Here is a 19,018-nt window from a genome sequence, read left to right on the forward strand (position 1 = left end):
TCACAAGAACTTAGCCAGGCAAACCTATAGGCGCCTTATAGAAGCAAGTGATATATATCGGGACATGGATGCGCGGCCCCCGCTCGACGAGCTGGAGCTGGCGGCCGGTCTCGGCCGCCTCTACTCGCTCATGCGCTCGCTGTCTTTGCCCCGCGACTTGTCCATGACGGCCGTGTCGACGCTGGCCTCGCTCGAGCGCCGCGGCCCGTGCCGGGTGACGGAGCTGGCCGCGCTGGAGGGCGTCACGCAGCCGGCGATGACGCAGCTGGTGTCCCGGCTGGAGCGGCAGGGGCTCGCCGAGCGCCGCGCGCCCGCCGGCGACCGCCGGGTCGTCGCGGTGCACCTCACCGACGCCGGCCGCGCCGACCTGGCGCTGCGGCGGGCGGGGCAGGCCAAGCGGCTGGCCGAGCTGCTGGCGGGGCTGCCCGCGTCCGACCGGGCGGCGATCGCCGCGGCCCTGCCGGCCCTGGACCGGCTGGCCGGCGCCGCCCTCGGCGTCCCCGAACCACCAGCTTCCGGAGAGTGCGAATGAGTCAGCCGTCCGCGGGCGCGCAGAGCCCCTTCAAGCAGCCGAAGGCCGTGTGGGCCGTGGCGTTCGCGTGCGTGGTGTCGTTCATGGGCATCGGCCTGGTCGACCCGATCCTGCCCGCGATCTCGGAGGACCTGCACGCCTCGCCCAGCCAGGTCACGCTGCTGTTCACCAGCTACCTGGTGGTCACCGCGGTCGCGATGCTGGTGACCGGTTTCGTGTCCAGCCGGATCGGCGCCAAGCGCACGCTCATCGCCGGGCTGGTGCTGATCGTGGTGTTCAGCGCGCTCGCCGGGACGTCCGGCAGCATCTCCGGGATCATCGGCTTCCGGGCCGGCTGGGGCCTCGGGAACGCGCTGTTCATCGCGACGTCGCTGGCGGTCATCGTGGCGTCCGCGAGCGGCGGGCTCGGCGGCGCGATCATCGCCTACGAGTCCGCGCTCGGCCTCGGCATCGCCGTCGGACCGCTGCTCGGCGGGCTGCTCGGCGACATCAGCTGGCGCGGCCCGTTCTACGGCGTCGCCGTGCTGATGGCGATCGCGCTGATCGCGACGATCACGCTGGTGAAGCCGCAGCCGAAACCGGCGCGCAAGACCTCGATCGCCGACCCGATCAGGGCGCTGCGGCACCGCGGCCTGCTGGTGATGAGCCTGACCGCGCTCTGCTACAACTGGGGCTTCTTCACCGTCCTCGGCTACGCGCCGTTCCCGATGCACCTGAGCGCCCTGAGGCTCGGCCTGGTGTTCACCGGCTGGGGCCTGCTCGTCGCGGTGTTCGCGGTGTTCGGCGCGCCGTGGCTGCAGCGCCGGCTCGGCCTCGCCCGCACCCTGTACTTCAACCTCGCGCTGTTCGCCGTCGACGTGCTGGTCATCGCGATCTTCGTGAACTCGCAGGCCACGCTGATCGTCGCGGTGATCGTCGCGGGCGTGTTCATCGGCGTGAACAACACGGTGACGACGCAGGCCGTGATGATGGTGGCGCCGGTGGAGCGCCCGGTCGCGTCCGCCGCGTACGGGTTCGTCCGCTTCATCGGCGGCGGTCTCGCCCCCTACGCGGCCGGCAAGCTGGCCGAGCACGCCAACATCCACGTCCCGTTCGCCATCGGCGCCGCCGCGATCGTGCTCGGGATCGGCGTCCTCGCCATCGGGCACCGCGACCTCGCGCGCGCGGAGCGCAACCAGGCCGAGGTGGACGCGGAGGCGGCGCGGGGCGGCGACGGCGCGGAGGTCACGGAGGCCGCGGAGGCCGGCTCCGGATCCGGGTCGTAGCGCTTCGTGACCGCTGTCCCCGGGGGCACAAAAGACCGTGATCTTTTGTGCGCCCGGATGCGTAGCCGCGGGCGCGGCGAGCGGGTTTGATTCGCCTCATGAAGATCGCCGTGCGGGCGGCGATGATCGTGGCCGCGGTGCTCGCCGCGTTCGTCGCCCACCCCCTGCCCGCCGGAGCGGCACAGGACGCTCCCGGAACGACCGAGCACTCCATCGCCATGGGCGACTGGAACCGCCCCTACCTGCTGCATCTGCCGCCGGGCACGAAGCCCGGCGCGCGCCTCCCGCTGATCGTCGCGCTGCACGGCGGCCTGAACGACGCCGCGTACGTGGAGAACCAGAGCGGCCTGGACAAGGTCGCCGACCAGGACGGCTACGCCGTCGCCTACCCCGACGGGCTGCTCGGCACCTGGAACGCCGGCGCCTGCTGCTGGTTCGCCCGCTGGGCGGGCGTCGACGACGTCGGCTTCCTCGACAAGCTCATCGACACCCTGGTGGACCAGGGCGTCGCCGACGGCCGCCGGGTGTTCATGACCGGCTTCTCCAACGGCGGCGGCATGGCCTACCGGTACGCGTGCGAGCGGGCCGACAGGGTCGCCGGGATCGCCGTGGTGTCCGGCGCGCTCGCCATCGGCTGCACGCCGAAACGGCCCGTGTCGGTACTGGCCTTCCACGGGACGTGGGATCCGTCCGTTCCCTATACCGGCGGCGGGAACATGGACGCCGACGTGCATTTCCCGTTCATCGGCGTGCAATTACTCATGGAATTCTGGAGATGGGTGGACAAACTGCCCGCCCTCTCGTGGCCCGTGCCGGACGGCCCCGAAGGCTGCGTGGGCACCGGGCCGGGGCCCGTCGAGGTCGCGCTGTGCACCAAGCAGCAGGGCGGCCACGAATGGCCCGACTACGCCAGCAAGCTGATCGGCGAGTTCTTCGCGGCCCGCCCGTCGCTGCCGAAGCCGGCGGACTGACGCGCACCGCGCGCACTCCGCCGGCCCGCCGCCGGCGGATCGAGGGCGGGCCCACCCCCGGGCCCGCCCTCGGGTCGCCGCGTCACGCGGTGAGGCTCCGCGGACGCAGGTCCGTCCAGTGCTCGGTGATGTAGGCCAGGCAGTCGTCCCGGGCGCCGGGTCCGAACACCGTGGTCCAGCCGGACGGAACGCCGGCGAACTCCGGCCACAGCGAGTGCTGGCCCTCGGCGTTGACCAGGACGACGAACACGCCGTCGGGGTCGTCGAACGGGTTGGTCATCACGCCTCCTGCGGGACGCTCGCGAGGCGCGCCGAGCGCCGCGCGATGGACTGGACGATCTCTCCGGTGCGCACCGCCGTCATCGACAGCAGCGACGAGGCGATGCCGTGGCTGTGCTCGGTGGCTCCTTGCAGGTAGACGCCCCACGCGCGGCCGGGCTCGGTGGCGATGCGGTAGTCGCGCTCCACGACCGGCCGGCCGTCCGGGCGCGTCCGGCACCGGGCGCCGGCCTCGCCGAGCAGGTCGAACGGGTCGCGCTCGCGGTAGCCGGTGGCGTAGACGACGGCGTCGGCGTCCAGGTCCGTCGTCTCGCCGGTGGGCAGGAACGCGACCCGCACCCGCACGCACCCGGCGTCCTCGCGGACGTCGAGGACGCGGGAGACGTTGAGGATCCGCAGCCGCTCCGCGCCGGCCACCTTCTCGGCGTACGCGCGCCGGTACAGCTCGTCGATGAGGTCGAGGTCCACGACGGAGTAGTTGGTGTTGCGGGAGTAGCCGAACAGCATCTCCTTCACCTCGTCCGGCGCCGCGTAGTAGTGGTCCACGGCGGCGGGGTCGAAGATCCGGTTGGCGAACGCGCTGTCGTCGGCGGGCGAGTAGCCGTAGCGGGCGAAGACCGCGCAGACCTCCGCCGCCGGGTGCGTCCGGTGCAGGTGCTCGACGGCCTCGGCCGCGCTCTGCCCGGCGCCGACGACGACGAGCCGCCGCGGCCGCCAGCCGGGGCGCTCGTCCAGCCGGGTCAGCAGGTCCTCGGTGTGCCAGATCCGCTCCCCCGCCCGGACGCCCTCCGGCAGCACCGGGTCGAGGCCGGCGCCGATCACGACGTTGCGGGCGAGGTGCGTCTCCAGCTCGTCGGCGCGGCGGACGACGACCTCCAGCGTCCCGGCGTCGTGCTCACGCAGCGCGACGACCTCCGCCCCGTACCGGACGCGCCCGGCGAACGCCGCCGCGGTCCATTCGAGGTAGTCGTGGAACTCCACCCGCGTCGGGAACATCGTCTTGTGGTTGACGAAGTCGACGAGGCGGCCCTTGGCGTGCAGGTAGGACAGGAACGAGTAGGGGCTGGCCGGGTTCCGCAGCGTCACCAGGTCCTTGAGGAAGTGGACCTGCATCGTCGCGCCGTCGATGAGCATGCCGCGGTGCCAGCCGAACGCGGGCTGCTTCTCGAAGAACACCGCGTCCGCCGACGGGTGCGCCTCCTCCAGCGCGACGGCGAGCGCGAGGTTGGACGGGCCGAACCCGATGCCGATGACGTCGCGGACGCGCCGGTCGGCCCGCTCCGCGGTGCGGTCGTCCGGCATCAGGCCGCCTTCGCCGCGGCCGCCGCCTTGGCGATCTGCGGGACGACCTGGTCGACGACGTACGGGACGGACAGCGCGGTCGGGGTGCGCAGCGGCCAGAACGACTTCAGGTCGAGGCGCACGTAGGAGCCGCGCTCGACGACCGGCAGGCCGGAGAACAGCTTGCTGCCCTCGAACTTCTTCTGGGTGGCCGGGTCGTCGTTGTAGTAGCTCAGCAGGACGTCGGTGTCGAGCACGGACAGCTTCTCCATGCTCAGCTCCGCGGCGAACCCGTCGCCGGGCAGGCCGCTCAGCTTGGGCGGCAGCACCATCCCGAACTGCTCGAACAGCTTCACGCTGGTGTCGTCCTTGGACTTCATCACGCCGATGTTGCCGCTCGGGAACACGCTGGTCAGCGCGAAGCCCTTGCCCTGCAGCTCGGGGTGGGCGGTCTTGACCGACGCGATCTTCGCCTCCGCCGCGGCGACGACCTTCTCGCCGTCGGCGGAGCGGCCGACGGCCTTGGCGACCTGCCGGGTGATCTGCTGCCAGGAGTCCTCGGCGGGCCCGGTCTGGTAGGCGACGGTCGGCGCGAGCTTGGAGAGCTTGCCGTACTCCTTGTCGATGGTGAAGTCGCCGGCGGCGAGGATCAGGTCGGGCCGCAGCGCGGCGATCTTCTCCAGGTCGAAGCCGGAGTCGCCGGCCGTGAGCAGCGCGGGCCTGCCGCCGGTCACCTTCGGCGCGCTCCACGGCGCGAGGCCGTCCTTCTGGATCCCGGTGAGCTCGACCATGCCGACGGGCCGGACGCCGAGCGCGAGGAGCGCGTCCTGGTCGACCTCGCCGAGCGCGACGATCCGCTTCGGCGCGGACTTGACGGTGGCGGTGCCGAGCTTGTCGGTGACGGTGACCGGGAACGATCCGGCCGCGCCGCCGGAGGAGGCCTTGGCCGGCTCGTCGTCGCCGCCGCATGCCGCGGTCAGGGCGAGACCGAGGACGAGCGCGCCGGTGGCGGCCAGACGCCGCGTCAGTGTGCGCATGGGGCCGGTGTCCTTCCAGGTGGTCCAGGGGGTGTCGGGGAGTGATCTTAGGTTAGGCTTACCTTACCAATCAATGGCCTGCGCGGTATGACCCGCCTCACCCCTCCTCTTCGGCCGCGTCCAGCCGGGCCAGCAGGCCCGCCACGGTCGGCGCCGCCATCAGCGCCGCGATCCGCACGCCGGCGCAGCCGGGCTCGCGCCGGATCCGCCGTACGAGCCGCATCGCGAGCAGCGAGTGCCCGCCGAGGTCGAAGAAGTCGTCGTCCGGCCCCACCTCGGGCACGCCGAGCTCCTCGGCGAAGAGGCGGCACAGCGCCGCCTCCCGGTCGTCCCCGCGCCGCTCGCCCGCGGGCGCCGGCGCGGCGCCCGCCCGCTCGACGGCGCGGGCGGTGAGCACGGCGGGCAGGGCGCCGACGGGTGTGCCGGGGTCGTCCGCGACGGTCTCCAGCAGCGCGACCAGCCCGGCGGCCATCGTCTCGGCGGTGCGCCGGTCGAACAGGTCGGCGGAGTAGTCGACGATCAGGCGCAGGTCGTCGCCGCGCTCCCGGAAGATGAAGTCCAGGTCGAACTTCGCGGCCGAGGGCCCGAACGAGGCCTCCCGCTGCTCCAGGCCGGGGAAGCGCACCTCGCCCGGGTCCTGGTTCTCGTGGCCGACCATCACCTGGAACAGCGGGTTGCGTCCCGGCACGCGCCTCGGGCGCAGCGCCTCCACGACGGCCTCGAACGGCAGGTCCTGGTGGGCGAGCCCCGCCAGCCCGGCCTCGCGGACGCGGCCGAGCAGCTCGGCGAACGTCGGCTCCCCCGACAGGTCGGCGCGGAGCACCAGCGTGTTGACGAAGAAGCCGACGAGGTCCGCCGCGGCTTCCTCGGTGCGTCCCGCGACGGGTGTGCCGAGCGGGATGTCGTCGCCCGCGCCCATCCGGTGCAGCAGCGCCGCGACCGCGGCCTGGCAGACCATGAACACGCTCGCGCCCGCGTCCCGCGCGACGCGGCGCAGCCGTCCGGTCAGGCCGGGCGGCAGGTCCGCGGTGAGGGTCCCGCCGCGCTGCCCCGCCGCGCCGGACCTCGGCCGGTCGGCCGGCAGCGCGATCTCCTCCGGCGCGCCGGCGAGGGCCCGCACCCAGTGCGCGAGCTGCCGCGCGTGCGCGCTGCCCGGGTCGAGCGGGTCGCCGAGCAGCTCGGCCTGCCACAGCGTGTGGTCGGCGTACTGGACGGGCGGCGCCTCCCAGTCCGGTGGCGTCCCGTCCAGCCGCGCGGCGTACGCCTCGGCGACGTCCCGGGCGAACGGCCCGAACGACCACTCGTCGAAGGCGATGTGGTGGAAGACCGCGAGCAGCAGGTGCTCCCGCTCCCCCTCCGGGAACACCGCGACGCGCAGCGGGACGTCGCGCGCCAGGTCGAACGGCCGGGCGATGACGTCCTCGGGGCGGCCCGCCGCGACCTCCAGGACGGGACGCGCCTCGTCCGGGTCGAGGATCCGCTGGTAGGGCGTGCCGTCGTGCTCGGGGAAGACCGTCCGCAGCGCCTCGTGCCGCGCGGTGACGTCGCCGATCGCCGCTTCGAGCGCGGCCAGGTCAAGCTCGCCGCGCAGCCGGACGGCGAGCGGCAGGTGGTAGGCGTCGCGCGGCCCGTCGTCCTCGCGGAGCAGCTGGTCGAGCAGCCAGAGGCGGCGCTGCGCCGGCGACAGCGGGATCCGCTCGGGGCGTTCCCGCGGCGCGAGGACGGGACGGGGCGCCTCGTCCTCGCCGGCGCCCAGCCGTCCGGCCAGCTCCGCCACGGTCGGCGCCTCGAACAGGTCGCGGATCGCGAGCCGCGCGCCGAGCGCCGCGCGCGCCCTGCCGACGAGCCGCGTGGCGAGCAGCGAGTGCCCGCCCAGCTCGAAGAAGTCGTCGTCGACGCCCACGCCGGGCGCGTCCAGCAGCTCGGCGAACAGCGTGCACAGCACCCGCTCGACCGGCGTGCGCGGCGGGCGCCCGCCCGCGCGGCGCGGGGCGTCCCGGGCCGGGTCCGGCAGGGCGCGGCGGTCGAGCTTGCCGTTCACCGTCAGCGGGAGCGCGTCCAGCGTCACGATGGCGCTCGGCACCATGTAGCCGGGCAGCCGCCGCTTCAGGCTCTCCCGGACGCGCGCGCCGAGCACGCCGTGGTCGCGGGCCGCCACCGGATCGTTCGCGTACGCCGAGGGCGGACGGCCGGGCTCGGCCGGGAGGCTCGCCGCTCCCCCGCCGAAGACGGCGTCGTAGTACCCGGCCTCCGCCGACGGCGTCAGCACGGCGTCGGGGCACAGCGCGCGGACCGTCTCGGGAGCGACGCCTTCCGGCGCGGCGGCGAGCGCCTCGCGCGCCTCGTCCGACGATCCGCCGTCGCGGAGCACCCGGAGCGCCGCCGCCTCCCCGGACAGCCGCGGGTCCGGGATCCCCCGCACCCGCAACGGCCCGCCCGGTGCCGCGTCGGCGAGCGCGCGGAGGGCGGCGAGGCGGCGGCCGCCGGGCCCGCCGGGGGATCCGGGAGCCGCGGCGGCGCCGTCCAGCGCGGCCCACTCCACTGCGGGCGTCTCGGGAACCGGCGGGACGCCGGGGCCCGGCTTCCAGAGGACGACGTCGTAGCGGTGCCGGGTCAGCTCGTTGTGGTGGACGCCCCGCTTGGTGAGGACGTCGACGCGCGCGGGGCCGTCCAGCGCGGCGAAGAAGGCCGGGTCGAGGAGGAGCTCCTTCTCCATCCGGACGGCGCGCTCGACGGCGCGCAGGTCGGTGGCGCCGCGTCCGAGCCGGATCGCGGCGTGGAGGTGGTGGATCGTCCGCAGGTCGCGGACGTCGCCGAGGAACAGCCTCCCGCCGGGGGCGAGCAGCCGCATCGCCTTGGCGACGACGTCCTCGAGGTAGGCGGCGCCCGGGAAGTACTGCACGACCGAGTTGATCACGATCGTGTCGAAGTGCGCTTCGGGCAGGCCCTCGGTGTCGTGGGCGGGGCGGTGGCTCAGCCGGACGGGCGAGTCCGAGCCGAGGTCGGCGCGGAGCTTGGCGATGACGGGTTCGGAGAAGTCCGTCCCCCAGTACTCTTCGCTGTCCGGTGCGAGCCGGGTGAGCAGCAGGCCGGCGCCGACGCCGATCTCCAGGACGCGGCGGGGCCGCAGCGCGCGGATGCACTCCACGGTCGTGTCGCGCCATTCGCGCATCTCGTCGAGCGGGATCGGCGCGCCGTCGTAGCTGCTGTCCCAGCCGGCGAACTCCTCGTGGTGGACGACCGTGCCGACCTCGGTGTACTCGGCGTCGTAGATCTGCCGCCACTCGGCGAGCTGCTCGTCGGCGGCGCCGTGGCGGGACCCGTCCGGCACGACGTAGCCGATGATCCGCTTGACGCCGGGGACGCCGGTGTCCGCGGCGGTGACGGCGGCCTGCCCGACGCCGGGCTCGGCGGCGAGCGCGGTCTCGATCTCGCCGAGCTCGACGCGGTAGCCGCGGATCTTCACCTGGTCGTCGGTGCGGCCGAGGAAGTCGATGTTCCCGTCGTCGCGGACGCGGACGAGGTCGCCCGTCCGGTACATGCGGCCGCCGGTGAACGGGTCGGCGACGAAGCGCTCGGCGGTGAGGTCGGGGCGGCCGAGGTAGCCGCGGGCGAGGCCGGCGCCGGCGATGTACAGCTCGCCGGGCGCGCCCGGCGGGACGGGCCGCAGCCACGCGTCGAGAACGTGCGCGCGGGTGTTCCAGATCGGCTTTCCGACGGTCGGCGTCGCGCTGTCCTCGGTGCCGCCGCCGAGCGTGTTGATCGTGTACTCGGTCGGCCCGTACAGGTTGTAGCCGAGGACGCCGTCCGCCTCGGCGAGCCGGTCCCAGACGGACGCGGGGACGGCCTCGCCGCCGAGCAGGACGAGCGGCGGCCGGTGCCCGCCGTCCAGGAGCCCCTCGTCGAGGAGCTGCTGCGCGTAGGTGGGGGTCACGTTGATGACGTCGACGCGGTGCTCGCGCAGGTAGGCGGTGAGCGCCTCGGCGTCGCGCCGCAGGTCCTCGTCGCAGACGTGCACCTCGTGGCCCTCGATGAGCCACAGCAGCTCCTCCCACGACATGTCGAAGGAGAACGACACCGTGTGCGCGATCCGCAGCCGCCGGCCCGCCGCCCTCACCACGGGGTCGAAGATGTTGGCGCGGTGGTTGAACTGCATGTTCGTCAGGCCCCGGTACGGGGTGACGACGCCCTTCGGGCGGCCCGTGGAGCCCGAGGTGTAGATGACGTAGGCGGGGTGGTCGAGGCGTCCGGGGGTGCCGGGCTCGAAGCCGGGCAGCTCGCCGGGTCCGACGTCGCTGCCGGGCAGCGCGGCGAGCGCCCGCGCGGTGCCGGGGTCGTCGAGGGCGAGCACGGTCCCGCCGAAGGTCAGGCCGGCGGCGATGCCGCGGTGCGAGACGAGGACCGCCGGGGCCGCGTCCGCGATCATGTAGTCGAGCCGGTCGGCCGGGAGGTCGAGCTCCAGCGGCAGGTAGGCGGCGCCGGTGCGCAGGACGGCGAACAGCGCGACGACCATCTCGGCGGAGCGGGGCAGCGCGAGCGCGACGACGCGCTCCGGGCCGGCGCCGTTCGCCAGGAGCAACCGCGCGAGGCGGTTGATCTCGGCGTTCAGCTCGCCGTAGGTGAGGCGGACGTCCGGGAGCGAGACGAGCGCGGTGTCGTCCGGCCGCTCGGCGGCGCGCTCGGCGAGCAGTTCGGCGACGGTCTGCTCGGGGACGGGGTGCCACGCCTCGTCCCAGTCCCGGCGGAGCCGGTCGTGCTCCTCGGGCAGGAGCAGGTCGAGGCGGTGGCACGGCGCGTCCGGCGCGTCCGCGATCTGCGCGAGGACCCGCACGTACCGGTCGGTGACCCGCTCGGCCTCCGCCTCGGTGAACGCGTCGCCCCGGTACATGACGCGCAGCGCGGCGCCCGGGTCGACGACCATGGTGATCGGGTAGTGGGTGGCGTCGCGGACCTCGCGGCCGGTGACGCGGAGCGCGCCGTCCGGCCCGAACCCGCGGTCGGTGGGCATGCCGGGGAAGTTCTGGAACACGAACAGCGTGTCGAACAGCGTGCCGAGGCCGGTGGCGCGCTGGACGTCGGCGAGCGCGACGTAGGAGTGGTCGAACAGCTCCGACTGCGCGGCCTGGACGCGTTCCAGGACGGCGGCGACCGGGTCGGCGGGACCGGCCTGCACGCGGACCGGCACGGTGTTGAACAGCAGGCCGACCATGGACTCGACGCCCTCGACGTCGGGGTGGCGGCCGGACACCGAGGCGCCGAACACCACGTCGTCGCGTCCGGTCATGCCCATCAGCGTCAGGCCCCACGCCGTCTCGAAGAGGGTGCCGGGGGTGACGCCGAGGTCGCGGGCGACCGCGTCCAGGCGGGCGGCGAGCGCGGCGGGCAGCGCGCGGTGCACCTCTCCGGCGGCGGCGAGGTCGGCGGGACGGCCGTCGAGGCCGGGGCGGACGAGCGCAGGCTCGTCGAACCCGTCGAGGGCGCGGCGCCAGGCGTCCACGGCGGCGCCGCGGTCCCGCCGCCCGATCCAGTCCAGGTACGCGCGGAACGGCGGGACGGGGCGGGCGGCCTCGGCGGCGGCGTCGGTGTAGGCGTTCAGCAGCGAGGTGACGAGCAGGCCGCCGGACCAGCCGTCCAGCAGGATCAGCTCGGAGGTCAGGACGAGGCGGTGATCGTGCTCGCCGAGGCTCGCGAGCGCGAACCGGATCAGCGGCGGCGCGGCCGGGTCGAACGGCTCGGCGCGCTGCGCGTCGACGAACGCGTCGAGGCCGTCCGCACCGGAGACCTCGGCGTGCGTCCAGGGCGTCCGCCACGCGCCGGGCACGAACTGGACGGCGCGGTCGCCGTCGGTGCGGAACCCGGCGCGCAGGTTGGGGAACTTCTCCAGGACGGCGTGCGCCGCGTCCGCCATCCGCGCCGGGTCGACGGGGCCGGACAGCGACACCACGGCCTGCTGCACGTAGACGTCCCGGCCCTCGCCCGCCAGCATCAGGTGGAAGAGCAGGCCTTCCTGGAGCGGCGACAGCGGCAGCTCGCCGGCGGTGGCGTCCTCGGCCGCCGCGGCGGGCGCCGCCGTGCCGGCGGCCCGCGCGAGGGCCTCGACCGTCCGGAGCCGGAACACGTCGCGGACGGTGAACGACAGCCCGGCGCGGCGGGCGCGGGCGACGAGCAGCGCCGCGCCGATGCTGTCGCCGCCGGAGCGGAAGAAGTCGTCGTCGGCGCCGACCGCGTCGCGGCCGAGGACGGCGGCGGCGAGGCGCGCGAGGACGCGCTCGGCCTCCGTCGCGGGGGCGCGCCCGGCCTCGGGCCGTCCCGGGTCGGGCAGCGCCCGCCGGTCGGTCTTGCCGTTCGGGGTGGCGGGCAGCTCGTCCAGCACCATCAGCTCGGCGGGGACGAGATGGGCGGGCAGGGTCTCGCGGAGCCGGCCGAGCACCGCGCCGGCGTCGGCGTCGCCGGTGACGTAGCCGACCAGCCGGGACCCGCGCACGGCGACGGCGGCGCGGCGGACGCCGTCCTGCGCGGCCAGCGCCGCCTCGACCTCGCCCGGCTCGATCCGGAAGCCGCGCAGCGCGATCTGGTCGTCGGCGCGGCCGAGGAAGTCCAGGCCGCCGTCGCGGCGGCGCCGCACCCGGTCGCCGGTGCGGTAGAGGCGGGAGCCGGGCGGGCCGAACGGGTTGGCGACGAACCGCTCGGCGGTGCGGGCCGGGTCGCCGAGGTAGCCGCGCGCGAGGCCGTCGCCGGCGAGGTACAGCTCGCCGGCGGGCACCTCGCGCAGCGCGGCGTCGAGGACGTACGCGCGGGTGTTGGCGATCGGGACGAGGCCGCCGCCCTCCGCGACCAGGCTGTCGCCGGCGGCCTCGGAGCAGCCGTAGAGGTCGACGAGCCGGGCCGGGACCTTCGCCGCGAGGGCGGCGGGCAGCGCCTCGCCGCTGCTGATCCAGGTCGTGACGGACGGCGGCAGCCCGCGCTCCACCAGCGCGGCGAGCAGGCTCGGAACGAGCGTGACCGTCCGCACCTCGTGCCGTTCGATGAGGTCGCCGAGCGCGACGGCGTCCACGGCGGTCGCGTCGTCGGCGATCACGACGGTGTCGCCCGCGACGAGGCCGCCGAGCAGCTCGGTGGTCCCGTCGATGAACGCGGGCGAGCTCTTGGCGACGCGGACGCCGGGCTCGGTGAGCCCGGCGCCCCACGCGAGCCGGTTGGCGAGGGCCCCTTGAGTGCCGGCGACGGCCTTGGGCATGCCGGTCGAGCCCGACGTGAAGACGACGTAGCCGAGATGGCCCGGCCGGACGTCCGGACGGGCCCTGGGCGGCGCGTGCAGGGGCGGCTGGTCGCGGCCGAGGACGAGCAGCGGGCGGACGGCCGCCAGCATCGCGTCGACCCTCGCCCGCGGGTAGGCCAGGTCGATCGGCAGGTACGCCGCGCCGGTCTTCAGGACGGCCAGCAGCGCGACCGCGAACGCGTCGGAGCGCGGCAGGGCGATGCCGACGACGCGTTCGGGTCCCGCGCCGGCCGCCGCGAGCCGGTCGGCGAGGGCCTCGGCGCGGCGGTCCAGTTCGGCGTAGGTGACGGCGGTGCCGCCGGACACCAGCGCGATGGCGTCGGGGGTCCGGGCGGCCTGCGTCTCGAAGAGCCGCGCGACCGTCCGGGCCGGCAGGCCGCGGGCCGTGTCCGGGTGCTCGACGGGCGCGCCGAGCGCGGACAGTCGGCGGCCGGGGTCCTCGGTGACCTGGTCGAGGAGGCGGGCCAGGTCGTCCAGGAGGCCCTCGACCGTGGCGGCGTCGAACAGGTCCTCGGCGTAGGCGGCGAATCCCTCGATCTCGTCCGGGCCCCCGTCCGCGCGGGCGGGGCCTTCGGCGAAGTACAGGTCGAGGTCGAACTTGACGCCGCCCGTCTCGGGCAGGAACGGCTCGGCGCGCACGCCGGGCAGCGCGAGCCGGACGTCGTCCAGCCGCTGGTGGACGATCATCACCTGGAACAGCGGGTTGCGCGCCAGCGACCGCTCCGGCGCGAGGCGCTCGACGACGCGCTCGAACGGGACGTCCGCGCGGGAGAACGCGGCGAGGTCGGCGGCGCGGACCCGCTCCAGCAGCTCGGTGAACGCGGGGTCGCCGGACAGGTCGGTGCGCAGCACGAGCGGGTTGACGAACACCCCGACCAGCCCGGCGAGGTCCTCGTCGGCGCGCGCGGCGATGGGCGTGCCGAGCGCGACGTCGTCGCCGGCGCCGGACCGCTGGAGCAGCGCGGCGACGGCGGCGTGCAGGACCATGAACACGCTGGTGCCGGTCGCGCGGGCGAGCCGCCGCGCCCCCGCGGCCGGGAGCCGGAACGGGACGAGGCCGCCGCGGTGGCTCGGCTCGGCGGGGCGCGGCCGGTCGAACGGCAGCACGGTCTCCTGCGGCAGCCCGGACAGCGCCCGCTCCCAGTGGCCGAGCCCCTCGTCGAGGTCGGCGGAGGCCGCGCGTTCCCACGCGGCGTAGTCGGCGTACTGGACGGGCAGCGGCTCCCAGCCGGGCGCCTCCCCGGCGCGGCGGGCCTCGTAGGCGCGGGCGAGGTCGGCGAGCAGCGGAGTGAACGACCACTCGTCGGCGGCGGCGTGGTGCAGCAGCAGGGTCAGCGACCACTCCTCGTCGCCGGTCCGGACGAGCGTGGCGCGGACGGGCAGGTCGGCGGCGATGTCGAAGACGTGCGACGCGGCGTCCCGCTCGATGGCCGCGCGGCGCTCCGGGCTCTCGGCGCGGGCGTCGGCGACGGTGAAGTCCACGGGCGTGCCGGGGTCCAGGATCCGCTGGACGGGCAGGCCGTCGTCGCCCTCGACCAGCAGCGTGCGCAGCGCCTCGTGCCGGGCGACGACGTCGGCGAACGCGGCGCGCAGCGCGCCGGGGTCGAGCGCGCCGGTGAGCCGGAGGCCGAACGGCAGGGCGTAGGACGCCGACGGGCCGCGCAGCCGCTCCTCCAGCCACATGCCGCGCTGCGCCGCGGAGGCGGGCACGACCCGCGGCCGCTCCACGTCCCGGACGCGGACGCCGTGCCGCGCGACCAGGCGCGGGGCGAGCGCGGCGACGGTCGGCGCCTCGAAGACGTCGGCGATGGAGAACTCCGCGTCCAGGACGGTGCGGACGCGCGCGGCGAGCTTGGCGGCGAGCAGCGAGTGGCCGCCGAGCGCGAAGAAGTCGTCGTCGACGCCGACCCGCTCGTACCCGAGCAGCTCGGCGAACAGCGCGCACAGCGCGGCCTCGCGGGCGTCGCGCGGCTCGCGGCCGTCCGCGCGGGCGCCGGGCGCGGGGAGGGCGCGGCGGTCGAGCTTGCCGTTGGCGGTCACCGGCAGCGCGTCGAGCCGCACGAGGGCGCCCGGGACCATGTAGGCGGGCAGTTCGGCGGCGAGCGCGGCGCGCAGCGCGTCCTCGGCGGGCGCCTCGGGGCCGGCGACGTAGTAGCCGGCGAGGCGCGGTTCGCCGGGCCGGTCCTCGCGGACGACGACGGCGGCCTGCGCGACGCCCGGCCGCGCCGCCAGCACGGCCTGCACCTCCCCGGGCTCGATCCGGAAGCCGCGGATCTTCACCTGGTCGTCGGTGCGGCCGAGGTACTCCAGGGAGCCGTCCCGGGTCCACCGGGCGAGGTCGCCGGTCCGGTACATGCGGGTGCCGGGCGGTCCGTACGGGTCGGCGACGAACCGCTCCGCGGTCAGGTCGGGGCGGCCGGTGTAGCCGCGGGCGAGCTGCGCCCCCGACAGGTAGAGCTCGCCGGGGATCCCGGCCGGGACGGGCCGCAGCGACGCGTCGAGGACGCGGGCCCGGGTGTTCCAGAGCGGGCGGCCGATGCCGGGTTCCGGCAGGTCGGCGGCCGTCGCGTAGACGGCCGTCTCGGTCGGCCCGTACATGTTGGCGGCGCCGCGGGCGCGCGCGGCCAGCTCGCGGGCGAGCGCGGCGGGCAGCGCCTCGCCGCCGGTGATGATCCGCAGGCCGTCGAGCGCGGCCGGGTCGAGGGAGCCGAGCAGCGACGGCGTGGCCTGCAGGTGCGTGACGCCGCGGCCGAGCAGGCGCGCGAGCGCCGCCGGGTCCCGGACGGTCTCGCGCGACGCGAGCACGATCGTCGCGCCGGTAGTCAGCGGCAGGCAGACCTCCAGCGTCGCGATGTCGAACGCGATGGTCGTCACCGCGGCCCACCGGTCGCCGGGGCCGAGCGGGTGCTCGGCCCGCATCCGCGCGACGAGGTTCGCCAGGGCGCGGTGCGGGACGGCGACGCCCTTGGGGCGCCCCGTCGAGCCGGAGGTGTAGATGACGTAGGCGAGGTCGTCGGGGTGGGGCTCGCGGACGACGGGACCGACGGCGCCCAGGTCGTCGTCCAGAAGGACGACATCCGTGCCGTCCGGGAGCAGACCGGCCGTCTCGGGCGCCGCGACGGCGCAGAGCGCGCCCGCGTCCTCCAGCATGTAGGCGACGCGGTCGCGCGGATGGTCGGGGTCGAGCGGCAGGTAGGCGGCGCCCGACTTCAGCACCGCAAGGACGGCGGTCACGAGGCCGGCGGTGCGCGGCAGCGCGAGCGCCACGACGGCGTCCGGCCCGGCGCCGCGGGCCCGCAGCACGCCGGCCAGCGACGACGACCGCCGGTCCAGCTCGGCGTAGGTGAGGGTCTCGCCGGACTCGGTCTCGACGGCGGTCGCACCGGGCGTGCGGGCGGCCTGCTCGGCGAACAGCGCGGCGATGCCGGGGCCGGTGGCGTCCCGGTCGGTGGCGTTGGGCGCCTCCAGCCGGGCCGCCTCCTCGGCGTCCATGAGCGCGAGCGCGCCGGCCGGGCGGTCCGGGTCGGCGATCGCGTCGCGCAGCAGCGTCTCCAGGTGGCGGAGGAGCGCGTCGATGCGCTCGTCGTCGAACAGCTCGCGGCGGAAGGTCGCCTCGACCGTCATGCCCTGCGGCCGGACGAACGCCTCCAGCGACAGGTCGAAGTGCGTCATGCCGTTGTGGACGTGCGTCCACGAGGTGGTCAGGCCCGGCAGTTCCAGCTCGCCGATCTCCTGGGCCAGGAACAGCAGCATGGTGTCGAAGAACGGCGAGCGGCCGTGCCCGCGCGCGGGCCGCAGCTCGCGGACGAGCGCGTCGTAGGGCAGCGCCTGGTGCGCGAAAGCGTCGGTCACCGTCCGCCCGGTGCGGCGCAGCACGTCGCGGAACGTCGGCGCGCCGGACAGGTCCGTCCGCATGACGAGGGTGTTGCCGAAGTTGCCGGCGAGCCGCTCCACCTCGGCGTGCTCGCGGTTCATCACCGACGACCCGACCGCGATGTCGGCGGAGCCGGTGTAGCGGTGGAGCAGGACGGAGTAGGCGGCGAGCATCACCGTGTAGGGGGTGACGTTCTCCTCCTTGGCGAGCCGCGTCAGGCCCTCGGTCACGTCGTCGCCGAAGCGGCGGGCGCGGCGGCCGCCGCGCTCGGACGCGGCGGCGGCGCGCGGCCGGTCGGCGGGCAGGTCGAGCGGGGCGGGCGGCGGGTCGAGCCGGGTGCGCCAGTACGCCAGGTCGTCTCCGGCGAGGGGCCGCTTCTGCTCCCAGTCGGCGAAGTCGGCGTACTGCACGCCCAGGGCGGGCAGGCCGTCCGGCTCGCCGGTCACGGCCGCGCGGTACAGCGCCGACAGGTCGCGCGAGATCGAGCCCCAGGTCATGCCGTCCCAGGCGATGTGGTGGACGACCAGGACCAGCGCGTGCTCGTCCGCGCCGGTGCGCAGCAGCTCCAGCCGGATCGGCCGCTGCGCGCGCAGGTCGAACGGCGTCGCGGCGAGTTCCGCCGCGCGCGCGTCGGGGTCGGCGCAGCCGACCGGGTCGAGGTCGAGGGCGTCGTCGCCGGTGACGATCTGGACGGCGCTCTCGCCGGGCCCGTCGGCGTAGACGGTGCGCAGGACGGCGTGGCGCCGGATGACGCCGCGCAGCGCGTCGCGGAGCGCGCGGGCGTCGAGCGGGCCGGACATGCGGACGAGCAGGCACACGTTGTAGGCGGGGCTCGCCGGGAAGGCGCGGTGGTGCAGCCACATGCTCTGCTGCGCGTAGGACAGGGGGGCGGGTCCGGCGTCCTCGCGGGGGGCGAGGCGGCCGGCGCCGGGTCCGGGCCGGTCCGCCGGGAGCCCGGCCTCCGCCATCATCCGCCGCATCAGTTCGCGCCGCCGCTCCGGGCTCCGCGCCGTCGTCGTCTGCTCCTGCACGCCTCAGCTCCGTCGTCATCGGCTTGATCGACCGAAGTTAGGTTAGCCTTGCCTATTAAAAACGCACAAGGTTAGCCTTACCTAAGTTCGGCTCGAATCCGGCGGAGCCGGACGCCGTCGTCCAAAGGGAGCCCACTGCCTTGTCCATCGGTCTGCGCACTGACGAGAAGCCCACGGAGCGGGTGGTCGAGGCCGCCCGCGCGCCGCTCGACCTGATGACCCGGCTGGCCGGGTCCGGCCTCTTCACCGACCACGTCGTCTACGAGCGGCCCGGCCGCTGGACGTTCGCCGGCGGCGTCCTCGGCGAGGTCGTCCTCGACGACGGCGCCGTCCGCACCCGCTGGCCCGGCCGCGAGCCGGCGACCGCGCCCCGCGCCGGGCGGCCCGCCGACGCGCTGCGCGAGGCGTTCGCCGCCGCGCCGCTCCCGGCCTGGAACGCCTACGGCTGGATCGCGTTCGAGTTCGCCGCGGCCCGCCCGTCCGGACGCCTCGCGCACTTCGTCGTCCCGCGCGTCGAGGTGCACGTGGAGGACGGCGAGGCCCGCGTGACCGGCGCCGACCCCCGCGACGTCGAGCGCGTCGCGGACCTGCTGGCGGCGGACGTCCCGTCCCGCCTCCCCGACCCGTCGCCGGTGGACGTGCGGCGGGGCGGCGACGTCTACCGCGCGCGCGTCGCCCGCGCCGTCGGCGACATCGCGGCGGGCCGCTACCAGAAGGTCATCGTGTCCCGGCGGCTGGACGTCCCCTACCCGGTGGACGTCGTCGCCACGTACGCGCGCGGGCGGGCGGCGAACACCCCGGCGCGGTCGTTCCTGCTCGACCTCGGCGGATTCCAGGCCACCGGCTTCAGCCCCGAGGTCCTCGCGAGCGTGGACGAGGACGGGCGCGTCCTGACGCAGCCGCTCGCCGGCACCCGCGCGTTCGGGTTCGGCGGCGACGCCGACGCGCGGACCCGCCGCGAGCTGGAGACCGACCCGAAGGAGATCTTCGAGCACGCCGTGTCGGTCCGCACGTCGCAGGAGGAGCTGTACCGGGTGTGCGACCCGGACTCGGTCCACGTGACCGGCTTCATGACGGTGAAGGAGCGCGGCAGCGTCCAGCATCTCGGCTCCAGCGTCGGCGGCGTCCTCGCGCCCGGCCGCACCTGCTGGGACGCGCTGGACGCGCTGTTCCCCGGCGTGACGGCCTCCGGCATCCCGAAGGCCGACGCGGTCGAGGCGATCGGCGGGCTGGAGGAGCGCCGCGGCCTGTACGCGGGCGCGGTGGCCGCCGTGTCGCACACCGGCGCGCTCGACTCGGCGCTCGTCCTGCGCGCGCTCTACAACCGGGACGGGCGGGCCTGGCTGCGCGCCGGCGCCGGCATCGTCAGCGGCTCGACGCCCGACCGCGAGTACGAGGAGACCTGCGAGAAGCTCTCCAGCATCGCCCCGTACGTCGTCCCGCTGGCCTGAACGCCCCGCCCGCGCCGC

Annotated in this window: 8 protein-coding genes; 4 read left to right on the forward strand and 4 right to left on the reverse strand. The window is 75.5% G+C overall.

The genetic code is table 11. The features are described 5' to 3' along the window. Nucleotides 1-64 precede the first annotated feature (64 nt). From F8568_RS34260 to F8568_RS34270, 3 genes are all read left to right on the forward strand, one after another. A complete protein-coding gene (locus tag F8568_RS34260) occupies nucleotides 65-532 on the forward strand; it encodes a MarR family winged helix-turn-helix transcriptional regulator (RefSeq protein ID WP_151597200.1) in 468 nt (155 codons plus the stop codon). Next, nucleotides 529-1,797, forward strand: coding sequence for an MFS transporter (locus F8568_RS34265; RefSeq protein WP_151597199.1), 1,269 nt, complete (start codon nucleotides 529-531; stop codon nucleotides 1,795-1,797). The genes F8568_RS34260 and F8568_RS34265 overlap by 4 nt, the downstream gene beginning before the upstream one ends. A 98-nt stretch (nucleotides 1,798-1,895) precedes the next feature. Further along, the gene (locus F8568_RS34270) at nucleotides 1,896-2,768 is read left to right on the forward strand and encodes an alpha/beta hydrolase family esterase (protein WP_151597198.1); all 873 of its coding nucleotides are present in this window, start codon (nucleotides 1,896-1,898) and stop codon (nucleotides 2,766-2,768) included. Between the two features lie 82 nt (nucleotides 2,769-2,850). Here the strand turns inward: F8568_RS34270 and F8568_RS34275 are convergent, their stop codons facing one another. From F8568_RS34275 to F8568_RS34290, 4 genes are all read right to left on the reverse strand, one after another. After that, the gene (locus F8568_RS34275; RefSeq protein ID WP_202125555.1) at nucleotides 2,851-3,048 is read right to left on the reverse strand and encodes an MbtH family protein; all 198 of its coding nucleotides are present in this window, start codon (nucleotides 3,046-3,048) and stop codon (nucleotides 2,851-2,853) included. Then, nucleotides 3,048-4,349 (reverse strand): lysine N(6)-hydroxylase/L-ornithine N(5)-oxygenase family protein, encoded by a 1,302-nt coding sequence (locus F8568_RS34280; protein WP_151597196.1) that lies wholly within the window; start codon nucleotides 4,347-4,349, stop codon nucleotides 3,048-3,050. Before F8568_RS34280 ends, F8568_RS34275 begins: the two co-directional genes overlap by 1 nt. Further along, nucleotides 4,349-5,365: an iron-siderophore ABC transporter substrate-binding protein gene (locus F8568_RS34285; RefSeq protein WP_151597195.1), complete on the reverse strand. Its 1,017-nt coding sequence runs from the start codon at nucleotides 5,363-5,365 to the stop codon at nucleotides 4,349-4,351. The genes F8568_RS34280 and F8568_RS34285 overlap by 1 nt, the downstream gene beginning before the upstream one ends. A 97-nt stretch (nucleotides 5,366-5,462) precedes the next feature. After that, nucleotides 5,463-17,549 carry a non-ribosomal peptide synthetase gene (locus F8568_RS34290; protein WP_151597194.1) on the reverse strand — a complete coding sequence of 4,029 codons (12,087 nt, stop codon included), beginning with the start codon at nucleotides 17,547-17,549 and terminating at the stop codon, nucleotides 5,463-5,465. A gap of 140 nt (nucleotides 17,550-17,689) precedes the next feature. Here F8568_RS34290 and F8568_RS34295 point away from each other — a divergent pair, with 140 nt between their 5' ends. Beyond that, nucleotides 17,690-19,000, forward strand: coding sequence for a salicylate synthase (locus F8568_RS34295; RefSeq protein ID WP_236009473.1), 1,311 nt, complete (start codon nucleotides 17,690-17,692; stop codon nucleotides 18,998-19,000). Nucleotides 19,001-19,018 lie beyond the last annotated feature (18 nt).

Source organism: Actinomadura physcomitrii (assembly GCF_008923205.2).
Taxonomy (GTDB): Bacteria; Actinomycetota; Actinomycetes; order Streptosporangiales; family Streptosporangiaceae; genus Spirillospora; species Spirillospora physcomitrii.